The following is a 16252-nucleotide window of genomic DNA, read 5'->3' on the forward strand; positions in this document are numbered from 1 at the left end:
ACCTATGCTAAGAAAAACGTATATCATTTTTTCATTTATTCTGATTTCAGGTATTAGTATAGCCCAGAAGCTACCCAATGTCATCGTAGTCTTAGCAGATGATATTGGCTCAGGTGATTTGTCTTACTACCGCCGTATGCATTCACAGGAGGTAGCTTTGGAAACGCCTCATCTGGATGCGCTGGCCAAAAGTGGTATGGCCTTTACCAATGCCCATTCTCCAGCAGCACTGTGTGCCCCCTCCCGTTATGCTATCATGACAGGAAACAGCTGTTACCGCAGCCCTTCACCTTGGGGGGTATGGTCAGCTTATGCCAAGTCGCCTATACAAAAGGATCAGCTTACCCTGGGCAGACTTATGAAACAGGCCAATTATCATACAGCCTTTTTGGGAAAGTGGCACTTAGGAGGGAGGTACTATCGTAAGGGAAGTAATGAGCTGCTATATGAGCCAGTGGGCAAAGATCCCCAGCTGGATGTAGACATAAGCAAAATTGTAGACGACGGCCCCCAGCAGATGGGCTTTGACTATAGTATTACCTTACCAGCGGGGATACAGAACGTGCCCTACGCCGTGTACGAGAATGGAGAGTGGATGCCTTTAGAAGACTCAAGAATAGATTTGATTACACATGAGTCTATGACAAAAATTAATGCCAGCCTGGATAAGTCTGAAGGTCTGGGAGATGCTAACTGGGACCCACATATCATGGGACCATTACTGGCGGGCAAAGCAGTTAATTATATCTCCACCCATGCCAATCAGTCCCAGCCCTTCTTTATGTACTACTGCTCCCAGGCAGTACACCTGCCCCATACCCCTCCTGCTGAGCTAAATGGAGTGAAGATAGCAGGCACTACCCCTTCAGCTCACATGGATATGATTAGAGAGCTGGACGAGCAAATTGGTATGATGATCGCTGAGCTGAAAAAGCGGGGAGTGTACGAAAATACAATCTTCATTTTCACTTCAGATAACGGCGGTCTGCATGTAGATAAAAAGACTCTGGCTTCAGGGCATAAACCTAACAGTATATACCGTGGTAGCAAAAACACCCCTTACGAAGGTGGTCATCGTGTGCCCTTTATCATTTCATGGCCTGCTCAGATTAAGGCTGAACAGCAGTCATCTCAGACAGTACTTGGTCTGGATATTATGGCTACCCTGGCTGCTATTAGTGGGCAGAAAATAGAAGAAGGCCAAGCTATGGATTCTTATAACCTACTTCCAATTCTTAAAAACGACATAAATGCAGAAACGCATCCTTATCTTATGGTGCAGGGAGGCTCGCATCGGGAGGTTATGATCATTGAAAATGGCTGGAAGCTGATCATTCAGGTAGATAAAAAAGACAAAAGCGATCAGACACGTACGCCGGTAGCGCTATTTAACCTCAATGATAATCTTATAGAAGATGAGCGATATAACCTGATCAATAATAATAAATATATGAAAAAGGTGGAAGCACTTTTTGATAAGTACAATAGTACCCGTGAAAGTAAAGTATTTACCGGCAACCACTTGTAATCACTTTGGTATATGAAAAGGACATTACTTATAGACACCGACTGTCAAGTAGCAAGCAATGTTCAGCTAAATACATTTTAAGAATCATCAAACCTAATCATAAAGCAATGCAATTAAATTTATTAAAGTATCTCTCTCTGACATTTGCCCTGATAGTTGCAGGGGAAGAGGCTTTTGCCCAACAGCCAGAAAAATATGAGGAAAGTTGGGAGTCTTTGAGCAAAGTAACGCCTGCCCCGGAATGGTTTCAGGATGCTAAATTTGGAATTTACGCCCACTGGGGACCGGTATCAGCAGCTTTTGAAGGTGCAGATACTTCCAAACACTATGCGGGCTGGCATGGTATGAGAATGTATGACAATGGTCAGCTGGATAAAAACAATCCGGGCAAGCCCTCCAACAACTACATCCATCATAAGCAAAAATATGGAGACCCTACCAAATACGGCTACAAATACCTGATAGAACAGTTTGACCCTTCCGGTTTTGATGCTGCTGAGTGGGCAGAGCTTTTCAAGCAATCAGGAGCTAAATTTGCTGGCCCGGTAGCGATGCATCATGATAATTTTGCCATGTGGGATAGCAAAGCTACGCGCTGGAACGCTATGAACTACGGTGGTATAGACCCTTCTGCTGAACTCAAGACAGAAATAGAAGCCAGGGACATGAAGTTCATGGGCTCTTTCCACCATGCATTTACCTGGCAATATTTTGCCCCGGCCCACGCTTATGGAGGAGTAAGCCCTGAAGACTATGATTTATATACCGAGCCTCACCCCCTGGATTCTGATGTTACTTCCGAGCGCTTTAATAATGAGTGGTGGGCTAAGATCAAAGAGTATATGGACCTTTATCAGCCGGATTTGATCTGGTTTGACTGGTGGCTGGAAAACCTCCCTGAAGATCTGCGTCAAAAGTTTTTAGCCTATTACTACAACAAAGGCCTGGAGTGGAACAAAGAGGTAGTCGTATGTTATAAAGAAAAGACTTTTCCTGAACCTACTGCGGTGAAAGATTATGAGCGAGGAAGGCCCAACCAGCCTAAAGAACAATTTTGGCTAACAGATACCTCTCCCGGTGCCTGGTTCTATCGCTCAAATGCAAAGTTTAAATCTCCTAATGAACTGATAGATATACTGGTGGACATCGTGTCCAAAAATGGTTTAATGTTACTGAATGTACCTCCAGATCCAGATGGTAGTATTCCTCAGGAGATGAAAGACTTACTGAAAGACATGGGCAGGTGGCTGGCAGTGAATGGAGAGGCCATATATGCTACACGTCCTTATACCATTTTTGGAGAAGGGCCTACCCGTCTGCCGGAAGGAGGGCATAAGGTAGAGAAGATTGATATTAAGTATACCAATAAAGACATACGCTTCACTAAAAAATCAGATAAGGAATTCTATGCTATCATTATGGATAAGCCCTCTGGTGATATAGTCATAAAATCTTTAAGTACTCAGATTGGTGTGCTTAACTCCAAAATTGAGAAGATTGAATTAGTCGGCAGTGACGAAAAAATAGCGTGGGAAAGAAACGATGAAGGTTTAATAATCCGGTCGCCAAACAAACTCCCTTCAGACTATGCCCATGCTTTTAAAATCACGCTGGAAGGCTATACCGAAAATGATATAGGAGGAACGGTAGAAGCACATCAGTAGAGTTTCAATTTTCATCATGGTTTAACACAGATAAAGGCTGCGTCCATATAGATGCAGTCTTTTTTTGTTGCTTGCCAAAAGCACCAGGCGTTTGTTGTCATAAGCTTACATACTTTGATAATGAATAACATACTATCACAATTTAGCCGTACAAATAGGTTTTTGGCCCATTGCCTTGTGACTAAATGCTACTAAAACATATGTGATATGATAATGAACATTTGTCGTATCGTTCTACAGCAGAGTTAGTGACCTTTAGGCCTATGAAAACAAAGAATATGTGAGGTACACAATTAACGAATTCAATACATGAAACACTTTGGAATTTTAACGATAGTAGTATCTCTGGCGCTTTGGGGATGTAATGTGAAAGGCCATAAGCAGACTGAAGAACCTCTAAAATCTATGGGGTACGAGGAAAACTGGGAGTCTCTTAAGAAATACGAAGCCCCTGATTGGTTTAAAGACGCTAAGCTTGGAATTTTTATACACTGGGGACCATACGCAGTGCCGGCATTTGGTTCAGAATGGTATCCGCGCCTGATGTATCAGGATTCGGTAGTATGGAGCCCTCAGGGAGAAGTCAAAAGCACTGAGCCTTCTCATGTGTACAAGCATCATGTAGAGTATTGGGGGCATCCTTCTGAGTTTGGCTATAAAGACTTCATCCCTTTGTTCAAAGCAGAAAACTTTGATGCCGATGCATGGGTAGACCTTTTTGAAAAAGCCGGTGCTAAATATATAGTACCGGTAGCTGAGCATCATGATGCATTTGCCATGTACGACTCCAAGAATACCAAATGGAATAGCGTAAACATGGGGCCCAAAAGAGATATTCTAGGTGAACTTGCTAAAGCCAGCAAAGCCAAAGGGCTCAAATTTGGAGCTTCCTCTCACCTGGCTTTTAACTACAACTACTTCAACAAAAAGAAAGAATTTGATACTGCCAATCCGGAGTACGCTGACCTTTACAATGAAAATATGGAACCTTACTCAGAGGTGAGCAAAGAGTTTCAGAAAGTGTGGTGGAACCGTACCAAAGATATCATAGACAATTATCAGCCAGATATACTGTGGTTTGACTTCTATCTGGACAGACCGGAATTTGCAGAATACCATCCAAAACTGGCTGCCTATTATTATAACAAAGGGCTGGACTGGAACAAAGAAGTAGTATTGCAGGACAAAAATTTTGACTACCCTTCTTTTCCGGAAGGTACCATTGTACTAGATCTGGAAAGAGGAAAAATGTCAGACATTAATAAAGAACCCTGGCAGACAGATACCTCTATCGGCAAAAACTCTTGGGGTTATGTAACTAACTGGATCAGCAAAACTCCCAATACGCTGATAGATGACCTTATTGATATTGTAAGTAAAAATGGTTGTCTGCTACTCAACGTAGGCCCCAAAGCGGATGGCACTATTCCTGAAGATCAGCAGCAGGTGCTTTTAGAAATTGGCAAATGGTTAAATACGAATGGAGATGCTATCTATGGTACGCGTCCGTGGAAAATATACGGAGAAGGGCCTACCGAAGTGGCTACAGGGCACCATACCGAAGGTAAAAATCAGGAGCTGACCGCAAATGACTTCCGCTTTACCACCAAAAACGGCAAGCTATATGCCATCGCTATGGACTGGCCGGAAAATGGTGAATTGCTCATTACATCTTTGGCTGAAGGTGCTGAGCATGCAGAAAAGGTAAGCGGAACCAAACTTCTTGGAAGTAATGATAAACTTCAGTGGGAACAAACTGAAGATGGCCTGATGGTCAGGCTTCCTGAGAATAAGCCGGGTGAGCATGCATTTGCCGTTGAAGTTAGTTTTTAAATTAGGATTGTATTAGTCAAAAAAAATCTTGACAGGAAAAAATAACAAACACAATCTTTGAAGCTACTGAGATCAATCATTGTGTTATTCATCTGTTTGCATAGCCCGGGCTTGGTAAGCCTGACCCGGGCACATGCTCGCTCTTCCTAAGTACATTTATATCACTAAAATTTTACCTAAATACGATCAATAAACTCTTTAAGGTTATCCTGCTTTTCCAGTCCTAATCTTTTTCTGAGGCGGTAACGCGAGGTATTAGCACTTTCCGGAGTAATGCCCAGCAACTGTGCCATCTCTTTACCAGAAAAGTCCAGCTTAATCAAAGCGCAAATTTTAAGATCGTAAGGCTTAAGCTTAGGAAACTTCTCTTTTAATCTTTCAAAGAAGTCATTGTTCACGGAATTAAAGCGGTTTTCAAAGGCAAGCCAGTTTTGCTCTTTGTTGAGTTTAATATTAGTAATCACTCTTTTGAGCTCCGGCTCTTTACTTTCTTTATGCATATCAATTAGCTCAGTTTTTATCTCATTGAGCAATTCATCTTTGGCAATTAATTGGAGTGTAGAATTGGTTAACTCTTTATTTTTGATTTGCAGTATCTCTTTGTTCTTCTGAGTTTCCTGTTCCCTCTTTTGTTCCAGCAGGGCCTGCTTAAGTTTGTGCTTTTTTCTCATCCTGTAAATCAAGCTGACAGCGGCAAACCCTACAAAAATCAGGGAGATGATAAGTATAAGGGTTTTCAGGTACCAGATATATTCTGCCTGTTCCAGTTGTTGAACCCGCTGCGCCTGTATCAGGCTGGCCTGAGCTTCCTGAGAGGCTCGGTACTTATCCTTAATCTCTACCAGAAAACGATTGTTAGGACTTTTTATACTGTACAGCCACTCTTCCAGTTCATAAGCGGACCTTAAAAATAGCTGTGCTTCCTTCTCTTTTTCAAGTCTGCTAGTAATATCGGATAACTGCCGGTAGATGATAGGAATAAAATTCAGATGACTCAGATTTTCTTTAGCATATGCCAGGGCCTGATAATAGTGTGAAACTGCAAGTTCATGTTCCTGCATACCTGCATATAATTCACCCAGCATGCTATGGTAGACGACCAGATAAGAAGGAACGATTTCAGAAAAATCATTTTTGAGGGGCAGTAGTTGCTCCTCTGCAGTATCGTAGTTTCCGCGCATGATTTCCTGGTACCCACTTTCAGCCGCGTCAAGTTTAGCTGCAATAAGGTTAGTTGTACTAATCGCTTTACAACTGTCCAGGTAGGCTGAGGCCAAATCTAAATTCTCTTCATACCGGTAGTGTACAGCCAGTGAAAAGTAGATCTTTCGAATAAATGTGCTATCTGCCTCCTGCTTACGGACCAGTGATTTACAGATCTGTAGAGCCTTTCTGTAGTTCTCATGCGCTTTAATAGGGCGTTCGTAAATGCTATATAAAATGCCCAGACCTTCGTATACCCAGGCCTGTGAGCTTAAATGATTGGCTTCTTCGGCGAGCAGCAGGGCATCCCAGTAATTATCATAAGCACTATTAAAGTCTACTCTGTTACTATACAATTGAGAGAGCTTGATCATTTGCTGGATCGCCTGAATGGTATCCCCATCACTAAGTAGACTTTCTATGTTATCCTTCATATTTTTGATAATGCTATCCTCCAAACTTTCTTTAATAAAAGAGAGGCTGATGACATAATCTTCAGCATTTATTGGCTGTTCTTCGTCTGGAGATAATGCACTACTCAGTTGTGGGCATGCGATCAGAATAAGAGAGACCCAAAGTCTATAAATGAACTTGCGGTACATAAATGACGGTTGTTATAAAAGTAGCTTCAATTTGCTGTAAACAAAGTATTCATACAAGTCAGTCTACATGTTTTTGAACTCCGGTCTATATAGAGTCTATAGCTAAAATTAGCTGTTTTCCAGTCTTATTAATTAAGTTGGCTTTGCAAAAAATCTAATGCCAACCTATGAAGAGATTAAAAAAAAGTAGAGCACTGCTGGGCTCCATATTTTTTATCATACTCAGTATTTGCCAGCAGGCATGTGGTCCGGATCTACCCGATGAGGTAGCCATAGCTTATGAGAACTTACCGGAAAAGCTGGATTTTAATATACACGTCAAGCCTATACTATCCGATAAATGTTTTGCCTGCCACGGGCCGGACAAAGGTAAAATAGAAGCAGGTTTACAGTTGCATGCCTCCCAGACCGCTTTTGCTGAACTACCAGAAAATGAAGGTAAATATGCGATAGTACCTGGCAATTTAACAAAAAGTGAAGCTTTCCATAGAATTACCAGCGAGGAGGAAGACTTGATCATGCCGCCAAAGGACTCTAACCTCAAGCTTACGCCTACCGAAAAGGCAACGCTCATCCGCTGGATAGAAGAAGGGGCAGAATATAAACCTCACTGGTCATTTGTAAAACCTGAGAAGCCTGAAGTACCAGAGGTTAAGGAAAAAGAAAAGGTGGCTAACCCAATTGATAATTTTGTATTGGCAAGATTAGAAGCGGAAGGCCTTAACTTGTCGCCCCCAGCAGATAAATCAGTCTTGTTACGACGTTTATCTCTAGATCTTACAGGTTTACCACCTAGCCCTGCCGAGATCAAAGCGTTTATGGAAGATAAGTCGGCAAACGCTTATGAAAAACAGGTAGATCGTCTTTTGGCTTCTCCACATTATGGTGAAAAAATGGCGACCGACTGGATGGATCTTGCCCGTTATGCAGACACTTATGGCTATCAAGTAGATAGATACCGCGATATGAGTCCCTGGCGCGATTGGGTGATCAAGTCTTTTAACAAAAACTTGCCTTATGATGAGTTTGCAAGCTGGCAGATTGCTGGCGACCTGATGCCCAATCCTACACGGGAGCAAATGATAGCTACCGGTTTCAATCGCCTACATCCCCAGAACATGGAAGGTGGAATAGTAGATGAAGAATTTAGGGTAGAATATGTGGCTGACCGTACCAATGTAGTAGGGCAGGGGCTGATGGCTTTAACTTTAGGTTGTGCGAAATGCCATGACCACAAGTACGACCCTATCTCTCAGAAGAATTATTTTGAGCTCTATAGCTTTTTCAATAACCAGAATGAGACCGGACAGATCTCCTGGGACCCTAAAGACATACCAGTTCCTAATATGCTGCTACCGAGCGAAGAGGAAGAAAAGATTATTGCTTTTTTAGAAGAGCAGGAGCAAAAACAATTTGAAAAAACAAAATCGCTTGAAGATAAACTTACCCCATCTTTTGAGAAATGGCTGAGCCAGGGCAATTATAAAAATGTAAGCGCTGGCATACCTCGCAGGGGTTTGTTAGCAAAATTTGACTTTAACCAAAACCTGAAAAATGCCGCTCAGGCTTCTCACACTGCCAGGATGGATCGCCAGTTTTCTAATGATGAAATGCCTGAGTTTGGCGAAGGGAAATATGGTCAGAGTTTAAAGCTCAATGGCGATGCCTGGATGGATGCTGAACCGATAGGCGTTTTTAAACGCAATGATCCTTTTAGTATTGGCGTGTGGGTCAAAATTCCTAAAAACCTAAATGAGGGTGTGATATTTCATAAAAATCAAGGCACCAGGTTACACTCCTACAAAGGCTATCATCTTAATATCAGAGATAACAAACTGGAAGCTATGCTGGCCCATACCTGGCCGGATAATGCGATCGTAAAAGTCTCTGAACTGGAAATACCTAAAGAGGAATGGACGCATGTAATGATGACTTACGATGGCTCCAGTAAAGCATCAGGATTACAGATTTATACAAATGGCCGGCAACTAGATTGCAAAACTGAAGTTGATAACCTTTATAAAGATATTGTCTTCAATCAGCTGGAAGATCAGATTTATAAAAATCCGATAGAACCGGCGCTTCAGTTAGGAGCTCGCTGGAGAGGTAAAGGAATTGGCGGTGCTTTTGCGGATGAACTGCTGGTCTATGATCGTGAACTCTCTGCGCTGGAAGTAATGATGATCGCCAAAGATGATCAGCTGATTCAACTTGCAAAGAAAGCACCTACTCAGCTGGTGCAGGAAGAAAAAGACCAACTCAAAGAGTACTATCTCAGTAGCCGTGCTACTAAATACCAGGCAGAAGTGAAAAAGCTTGCTCAGATACGTCGTGCATTGGTAGATAGTGTGGAAAAGGTGAAAGAAGTTATGATTATGAAGGAAATGGACTCACCCAGGCAGGCCTACATTCTGGAAAGAGGAGTCTATGATGCGCATGGCGAGGAAGTGTTTCCCAATACACCTGAAAAGATATTTGCCTGGAAAGATGAGTATCCTAAAAACAGGCTTGGCCTTGCCCAATGGCTGTTTGATGAGGATCATCCCCTTACAGCCCGGGTAGCTGTAAACCGCTACTGGCAAAACTATTTTGGCCGCGGGATAGTCCGCACCACCGAAGATTTTGGTAATCAGGGAGAGCTACCTTCTCACCCGGAACTGCTGGACTGGCTGGCCGTCACTTTTAAAGAGTCTGGCTGGGATGTAAAAGCATTACAAAAGCTTATCGCCATGTCTAATACCTACCGGCAAAGTTCTGTTAGTTCGCAGGAGCTGAGAGAAAAAGATCCTCTCAATATTCTTCTGGCCCGCGGGCCCAGGGGAAGGTTGACGAGTGAAATGCTAAGGGACAATGCCTTACTGGCCAGCGGCTTATTGAATGATTCTATAGGCGGAAAAAGTGTGAAACCCTATCAGCCGGAAGGCCTTTGGACGATGAATTCTGATACCTATGTGCAGGATCATGGGGATGACCTGTATCGCCGCAGCCTGTATGTGTACTGGAAACGTACGGTGCCTCTACCTACACTGGCCACCTTTGATCAGCCTGAGCGTGTAGAATGTGCGGTACGTCGGCAAAAAACCAACACGCCTTTGCAGGCATTGGTACTGCTCAATGACCCTGCTTTTCTGGAAACGGCTAAAGTGCTGGGAGAAATCATCTGCCAGCATGAAGAACCAGCCATAGGAATTACGGAAGCGTATCAGCGACTGACCGGGAAGAAGCCACCCCAGGATGAACTTGAGCTGCTACTTGATTTGCAGGAAAAAGAGCACCGGAAATTTACAGATCACCCTGAAAAAATTAAAGGCTGGGTAGAAGCTGGGGAGTATCAGCTAAGTGATTCCCTAGACCTGAAAATGCTGGCGGCCAATGCCGTAGTCGCCAGCGTTATCTTGAACTCAGACGCAACCATAACAAAAAGATAAGTACTATGGGACACCATCATGATATTATCAGATCTAATAATCCTGAACTACAAAAGGAAGAGAACAAAATAGATCGCCGTCAGTTTCTCAACAAAACCTCTTTGGGTCTGGGGGCTTTAGCTTTAGGCTCATTGTTTAACCCTACAAGCCTGGGGGCCACAGCACAAAAAAGTTCTTTGGCTCCTATGAGTGGAGGATTAGCCGATATTCCGCACTTTGCTCCTAAGGCCAAGAAAGTTGTCTTTTTGTTTCAGAGTGGCGGCCCTTCTCAGTTTGAAACCTTTGACTACAAGCCCAGGCTGAACGAGATGTTTGGCAAAGAGCTTCCCGATAGCGTAAGGCAGGGACAAAGGCTTACGGGCATGAGTGCCAGCCAATCTTCTTTACCCATAGCGCCTTCCATCTATAAGTTTGACCAATACGGTGAGAGCCGGGCCTGGGTAAGCGAGCTGCTACCGCATACTGCCAAAGTGGTGGATGATCTGTGTTTTATTAAGTCTATGTTTACCGAGCAGATTAACCACGATCCGGCTATCACCTTTATGCAGACCGGACACCAGTTGGCTGGTCGCCCCTCCATAGGTTCCTGGCTAAGTTATGGGCTGGGTTCTATCAATCAGGATTTACCTACCTTTATCGTATTGGTGTCCAACAACTCGGGAGGACAGCCTTTGTATGCAAGGCTTTGGGGTAATGGATTTTTGCCTACCGAACATCAAGGGGTACAGTTTAGGTCGGGTAAAGATCCGGTGCTTTACCTTAACAATCCGGAAAACTATGATCATGAAGATAGAGGCCGAATGCTGGAATACCTGAAGCAGATTAACCAGCTACAGAATAGCGCCTACGGCGACCCTGAAGTGGATGCCCGTATTTCTCAGTACGAAATGGCCTATCGTATGCAGACCTCAGTGCCGGAAGTGACTGACCTGACGGATGAGCCGGATGAAGTTTTTGAAATGTACGGCAAAGACAGCAGAACGCCAGGCACCTATGCTGCCAATTGTTTGCTGGCACGTAAACTGCTGGAGAAAGACGTACGCTTCGTTCAGCTCTATCATCGGGGCTGGGACCAGCATACATTTCTACCCGGAGGCATACAGGCCAACTGCCAAAAAACAGATCAGCCTACTGCTGCTCTCATCACTGACCTCAAAAGGAGAGGACTGCTGGAAGATACGCTGGTGATATGGGGAGGAGAGTTTGGACGAACCGTCTACTCCCAGGGAAAACTTACCAAGACCAATTACGGTCGCGATCATCATCCCAAATGCTTTACCATATGGATGGCAGGTGCAGGGGTAAAATCGGGAATAAGCTACGGAGCTACTGATGACTTTAGTTATAATGTTACCGAAAACCCGGTGCACGTGCACGACTTTCATGCTACACTGCTTCACCTAATGGGCATAGATCATGAACGCTTAACCTATAAAAGTCAGGGCAGACGCTTCCGCCTGACCGATGTGCATGGGCATGTAGTTAACGATATACTAAGCTAAACCTAAACGCATGAACACAAGAAGAAACTTCCTGAAAAGGAGTAGTATAGCCGCAGGTATAGGACTGGGTATACCTATGGATTTTAACATTATCACACAAACACTACGCCCCCGTGAGGAAGAAACCATTTTGGGTCATGGTGATTATCGCTATAAAATGCAAAAAGACTGGGCACAGCTAAGCTCGGTACGCACCCCTTTACTCAACTGCCATGAGATGGTTATGGATAGCAAAGGCCGCCTGATCATGATTGGCGATCATACTGATAATAATATCCTGATTTTTGATAAGTCTGGTAAACTGCTGGACTATTGGGGTACGGCTTATCCGGGGGGACATGGCATCTGTCTTTCGGAAGAAGGTGAAGAAGATTTTCTCTTTATTACCGATTCAGGCTGGTACCTGGATAAAAACGGAAAATGGGTTAAGCATAATGGAAGAGTAAGTAAAACTACGCTGGACGGGAAAGTAGTGTTTGACATTGGACACCCTCAAACCATTGGGATTTATGAGCCTGGAGATAATTTTTGCCCCACTGAAGTTGCTATAGGTCCGCAGGGTGATATCTACATAGCCGATGGCTATGGACAGGATTATATCATACAATACTCTTCCAAAGGGGAGTACATACGCCATTGGGGAGGCCATGATAACGCCAATCCTGACCATAATCTACATAATGCGCACGGTATTGCGGTAGACTATCGTAATCCGAATCAACCTATGCTTATTTGTACCTCCAGAAGTGAAAATGCTTTCAAATTCTTTAGTCTGGAGGGTGAATACCACCATAGCATTCACCTACCCAATATGTACGTTTGCCGTGCAGTGCTGGATGATGATAATCTGTATGCTGGTGTTTGCTGGTCAAAACCCAAAGACAAAGAATTTCATTGGAAGGATCATACAGGATTTGTAACCATACTGGAAGGAGAAAAGGTAGTCTCTAACCCAGGAGGTACACTCCCTGAGTATAAGGAAGGAAAACTCTTGCCCAGCTATCAGTTAGATAGCAAACCAATATGGCATGGGCATGATGTATGCGTGGACGATGACAAAAACCTCTATATCTGCCAGTGGAATGCTAACCATACTGCACCCATCAAACTAGAAAGAGTCTGACAGCACATCATTTATTTATGTAGTTTAGGGAAAAAGCGTAGTATTATACATATGTCTTACTCTTATAAACATATGTCATGATTATTTTCACTGCAAAATTCTAGCTTTGTGAATACTCTGACAAGCGCTATGCTAAATATTGAAACAACCTAAAACTACTCATGATTTTGATTAGATTGTTTGGCCTGCTCGTAGCCTTTCTGCTTTGCAGAGAGCTTACAGCCCAGGCATCCAAACCAAACATCATTATTGTCGTCACTGATGACCAGGGCTGGTCAGATGTAGGCTTCAATGGTGCCAAAGACATTAAAACTCCTCATCTGGACCGTCTGGCAGCTGAGGGAATCATATTTTCTCAGGGCTATGTTTCTCACCCTTATTGCAGTCCTTCCCGCGCTGGCTTACTTACCGGTAGGTATCAGGCACGCTTTGGGCATGACTGTAATCCTCCGTATATAGAAAATGATGCTACTGTAGGCACACCCCTTACCGAAACCATGCTCTCTGAGGCCTTGAAAGAAAATGACTACCGTACCTGCGCCATCGGCAAGTGGCATCTGGGCGATCACTCTTCCCTACTTCCTCCCCAGAGAGGATTTGACCACTGGTTTGGATTTTCAGCAGGAGGCATGAATTACTGGGGAAGGCCTCAGGGTAAGCACAGAACCATTTACAGAAATGACAAGCCTGTAGAACCCACAGAGCTAAGCTATCTTACCGATGACTTTAGTGAAGAAGCAGTAAACTTTATTATTGAAAATAAAGAAGAGCCATTCTTCATGTATCTGGCTTATAATGCTCCTCATGCCCCTGACCAGGCTACGCAAGAGTATCTGGAGAAGACCAGGCATATTGAGTACGGGGGCAGAAGCGTGTATGCGGCGATGGTGGCAGCGGTAGATGCTGGAATAGGTAAAATTGATTCCACCTTGCAAGCACATCAGATCAAAGAAAATACGATTGTAGTCTTTTTGAGTGATAATGGGGGAAGGGCAGAGCATGCGAATAATATGCCTTATCGTGGACATAAAGGGATGCTCTTTGAAGGTGGTATCAGGGTACCTTTTTTCATCAGCTGGCCAAAGGGTATCAAAAAGACCGGGATATTTGACAAACCCGTCATCTCTCTGGATCTCTTTCCTACTTTGTTAGCAGCCAGTAATAGTCAGCCTAAGAAAGAACTGGCTCTGGATGGAGTTAATCTCTTGCCCTTCCTAAAAGATACAGACAAAGAGGCTCCCCATGATATACTCTTTTGGCGTTCAGTAGGTGGATTTGAATATGCAGTAAGGCAGGGAAAATACAAACTTTATATGAGCAGCTACAAAGACCGCACACTATTGTATAATCTGGATCAGGACCCTTTTGAGCATCAGGATGTTGCCAGCCAGCATCCCGAGATCATAGCTGAACTGGAAAAGAAATATGAGGCCTGGAATAGTGAGATGCTAGCCCCTCAGTGGTTAGACCCTCATCCGGAAAATGTGGAGAAAGAAGCGGAGCGCTGGAGACAAACCAGAGAAAAGGCCTTACCTCCTTCACCCAGAAAATAGCAAGAAGTAACAGTTTATCTGCTGCGCAAAGCTTTGACTGGAATGTGATGGCAGACTGCATTATGTTAGAACAATAATCACAACTCATCAATACACATAGAACTACTCAAACACACATGTCAACCTACATCAATTACAAACTGGGCAACTTACTACTTAGCCTGGGCTTCGTCCTTTGTTTATTCTCTTGCCAGACGCCGGAGAAAACGAGTATGGAACAAGCATCTGCTAAACCCAATGTTCTGTTCATCATGTCGGATGACCATACCACCCAGGCATTTGGTGTGTATGGCAGCCGTCTGGCTTCACTCAACCCCACCCCTGTGCTGGACGAGTTAGGAAAGCAGGGGATGGTATTTGATCAGGTATTTTGTAATAACTCTATCTGTACGCCCAGCCGCGCCAGCATCATGACCGGCCAGTATCCGCAAACCAATGGTGTATTGGATCTGGATGGCAGCCTGCCCGTAGAAAAGCAGTATCTACCCACTGAGATGAAAAAGCTGGGTTACCAAACGGCTATCATCGGTAAATGGCACCTTAAGGAAGAACCCGCCGCTTTTGACCATTATGAAGTACTGCCGGTACAGGGCAAGTATTTTGATCCTGAGTTCAGAAAACAGGGAGAAGGTAGCTGGCCCGATAACCTGGTGCAGTATGAAGGACATTCTTCCGATATCATTACCGACCTGAGCATAGAATGGCTTAAGAACCAACGCAAGGCAGATCAGCCCTTTTTTCTGATGCATCACTACAAAGCTCCGCATGATGATTTTGAGTTTGCTCCGCGCTATGCGGACTATCTGGAAGATACGCAAATTCCTGAGCCTGGCAGCCTGTACGAGCAGCCTGATTTCGGGTCTGAGGCTACCCGGGGGAAGAATGATAGTCTAATTCACCGTATAGGAACTTCAGTTTCCAACCGCCACCCTTATCGTAGTTATGTAGAACAATATGAAATTAGTAATCCCGAGACGAAGGAGGCGACCAGCAAAGCCTATCAGGAGTACCTCAAACGCTATTTACGCTGTGTGAAGGGTGTAGATGATAACCTGGGAAGATTATTTGACTATCTCAAAGAAAATGGCCTTTGGGAGAATACCATCATCATTTATACCGGGGACCAGGGCTTTATGCTGGGCGAACATGATTATATGGATAAGCGCTGGATGTACGATGAATCTATGCGTATGCCTTTTATCATGCACTATCCTCCTATGATTGAAGCTGGTAGTCGTAGTCAGGCTATCATCAATAACACTGATTTTGCCCCTACCATGCTTGCCCTTGCCGGAGGAGAGAAGCCCGGCTATATGCAGGGTAATAGTTTTGCCAGTGTGCTGGAAGGTAATGATGAGGGATTTGATCAGCAATCCACCTATTATCGCTACTGGATGCACCTGATGCACCATGATGTGCCGGCAAATTTTGGCATCAGAACAAAAGACTATAAGCTCATATTTTACTATGGTCTGCCAAGTGATATGAACACCATAGGCAAAAAAGCTATGGGCTGGCAAGACGAATCCTATACAATAGAACAGACCCCTGCGGCCTGGGAGTTTTACGATTTAAGCAAAGATCCAGAAGAGCTACACAACCGTTACAATGACCCTGCCTATCAGGAGACTATAGCAAAATTGAAAGAACAGTTACGCCAGAAGCGTGAAGCGCTGAACGAAACAGATGAAAACTTTCCTCACATTCAGGAAGTCATAGAGGCGCATTTGAACGACTAACCATATTTTTGAAAGTAGAATTGAAGCGCAAAGCTTAGGCTGGAAAGTGGAATTAAGCTTTGCTAAAATTGCATAAC

At 43.9% G+C, this 16252-nt stretch carries 9 protein-coding genes; 8 read left to right on the forward strand and 1 reads right to left on the reverse strand.

Going from position 1 to position 16252, the window contains the following annotated elements; translation table 11 throughout:
• The first annotated feature begins 4 nt into the window (after nt 1-4).
• The 3 genes from OKW21_RS08380 to OKW21_RS08390 all read left to right on the forward strand — a co-directional run bounded on the left by OKW21_RS08380 (nt 5) and on the right by OKW21_RS08390 (nt 5025).
• The gene (locus OKW21_RS08380) at nt 5-1528 is read left to right on the forward strand and encodes a sulfatase family protein (RefSeq protein ID WP_277478965.1); all 1524 of its coding nucleotides are present in this window, start codon (nt 5-7) and stop codon (nt 1526-1528) included.
• Between the two features lie 107 nt (nt 1529-1635).
• Nucleotides 1636-3192: an alpha-L-fucosidase gene (locus tag OKW21_RS08385; protein WP_277478966.1), complete on the forward strand. Its 1557-nt coding sequence runs from the start codon at nt 1636-1638 to the stop codon at nt 3190-3192.
• 309 nt (nt 3193-3501) lie between these two features.
• Nucleotides 3502-5025 carry an alpha-L-fucosidase gene (locus tag OKW21_RS08390; protein WP_277478967.1) on the forward strand — a complete coding sequence of 508 codons (1524 nt, stop codon included), beginning with the start codon at nt 3502-3504 and terminating at the stop codon, nt 5023-5025.
• Nucleotides 5026-5201: 176 nt separating this feature from the next.
• Here the strand turns inward: OKW21_RS08390 and OKW21_RS08395 are convergent, their stop codons facing one another.
• Complete coding sequence (locus OKW21_RS08395) at nt 5202-6830, reverse strand: hypothetical protein (RefSeq protein WP_277478968.1); 1629 nt, start codon at nt 6828-6830, stop codon at nt 5202-5204.
• Nucleotides 6831-6997: 167 nt separating this feature from the next.
• Here OKW21_RS08395 and OKW21_RS08400 point away from each other — a divergent pair, with 167 nt between their 5' ends.
• The 5 genes from OKW21_RS08400 (at nt 6998) to OKW21_RS08420 (ending at nt 16175) form a co-directional block, all read left to right on the forward strand.
• Nucleotides 6998-10258: a DUF1553 domain-containing protein gene (locus OKW21_RS08400; protein WP_277478969.1), complete on the forward strand. Its 3261-nt coding sequence runs from the start codon at nt 6998-7000 to the stop codon at nt 10256-10258.
• Between the two features lie 5 nt (nt 10259-10263).
• Nucleotides 10264-11760 (forward strand): DUF1501 domain-containing protein, encoded by a 1497-nt coding sequence (locus tag OKW21_RS08405; protein ID WP_277478970.1) that lies wholly within the window; start codon nt 10264-10266, stop codon nt 11758-11760.
• Nucleotides 11761-11770: 10 nt separating this feature from the next.
• Nucleotides 11771-12883 carry an NHL repeat-containing protein gene (locus tag OKW21_RS08410; RefSeq protein WP_277478971.1) on the forward strand — a complete coding sequence of 371 codons (1113 nt, stop codon included), beginning with the start codon at nt 11771-11773 and terminating at the stop codon, nt 12881-12883.
• A 161-nt stretch (nt 12884-13044) separates the two neighbouring features.
• Nucleotides 13045-14436, forward strand: coding sequence for a sulfatase-like hydrolase/transferase (locus OKW21_RS08415; RefSeq protein WP_277478972.1), 1392 nt, complete (start codon nt 13045-13047; stop codon nt 14434-14436).
• A 116-nt stretch (nt 14437-14552) separates the two neighbouring features.
• Nucleotides 14553-16175 (forward strand): sulfatase family protein, encoded by a 1623-nt coding sequence (locus OKW21_RS08420; protein WP_277478973.1) that lies wholly within the window; start codon nt 14553-14555, stop codon nt 16173-16175.
• The last annotated feature ends 77 nt before the right edge of the window (nt 16176-16252 follow it).

Origin of the sequence: Catalinimonas alkaloidigena, assembly GCF_029504655.1 — a bacterium.
GTDB lineage: Bacteria > Bacteroidota > Bacteroidia > Cytophagales > Cyclobacteriaceae > Catalinimonas > Catalinimonas alkaloidigena.

Coding starts and splice junctions, on each gene's coding strand:
- OKW21_RS08395 (WP_277478968.1), bottom strand. CDS start 6,830: ATGTACCGCAAGTTCATTTATAGACTTTGGGTCTCTCTTATTCTGATC.
- OKW21_RS08405 (WP_277478970.1), top strand. CDS start 10,264: ATGGGACACCATCATGATATTATCAGATCTAATAATCCTGAACTACAA.
- OKW21_RS08415 (WP_277478972.1), top strand. CDS start 13,045: ATGATTTTGATTAGATTGTTTGGCCTGCTCGTAGCCTTTCTGCTTTGC.
- OKW21_RS08400 (WP_277478969.1), top strand. CDS start 6,998: ATGAAGAGATTAAAAAAAAGTAGAGCACTGCTGGGCTCCATATTTTTT.
- OKW21_RS08410 (WP_277478971.1), top strand. CDS start 11,771: ATGAACACAAGAAGAAACTTCCTGAAAAGGAGTAGTATAGCCGCAGGT.
- OKW21_RS08385 (WP_277478966.1), top strand. CDS start 1,636: ATGCAATTAAATTTATTAAAGTATCTCTCTCTGACATTTGCCCTGATA.
- OKW21_RS08380 (WP_277478965.1), top strand. CDS start 5: ATGCTAAGAAAAACGTATATCATTTTTTCATTTATTCTGATTTCAGGT.
- OKW21_RS08420 (WP_277478973.1), top strand. CDS start 14,553: ATGTCAACCTACATCAATTACAAACTGGGCAACTTACTACTTAGCCTG.
- OKW21_RS08390 (WP_277478967.1), top strand. CDS start 3,502: ATGAAACACTTTGGAATTTTAACGATAGTAGTATCTCTGGCGCTTTGG.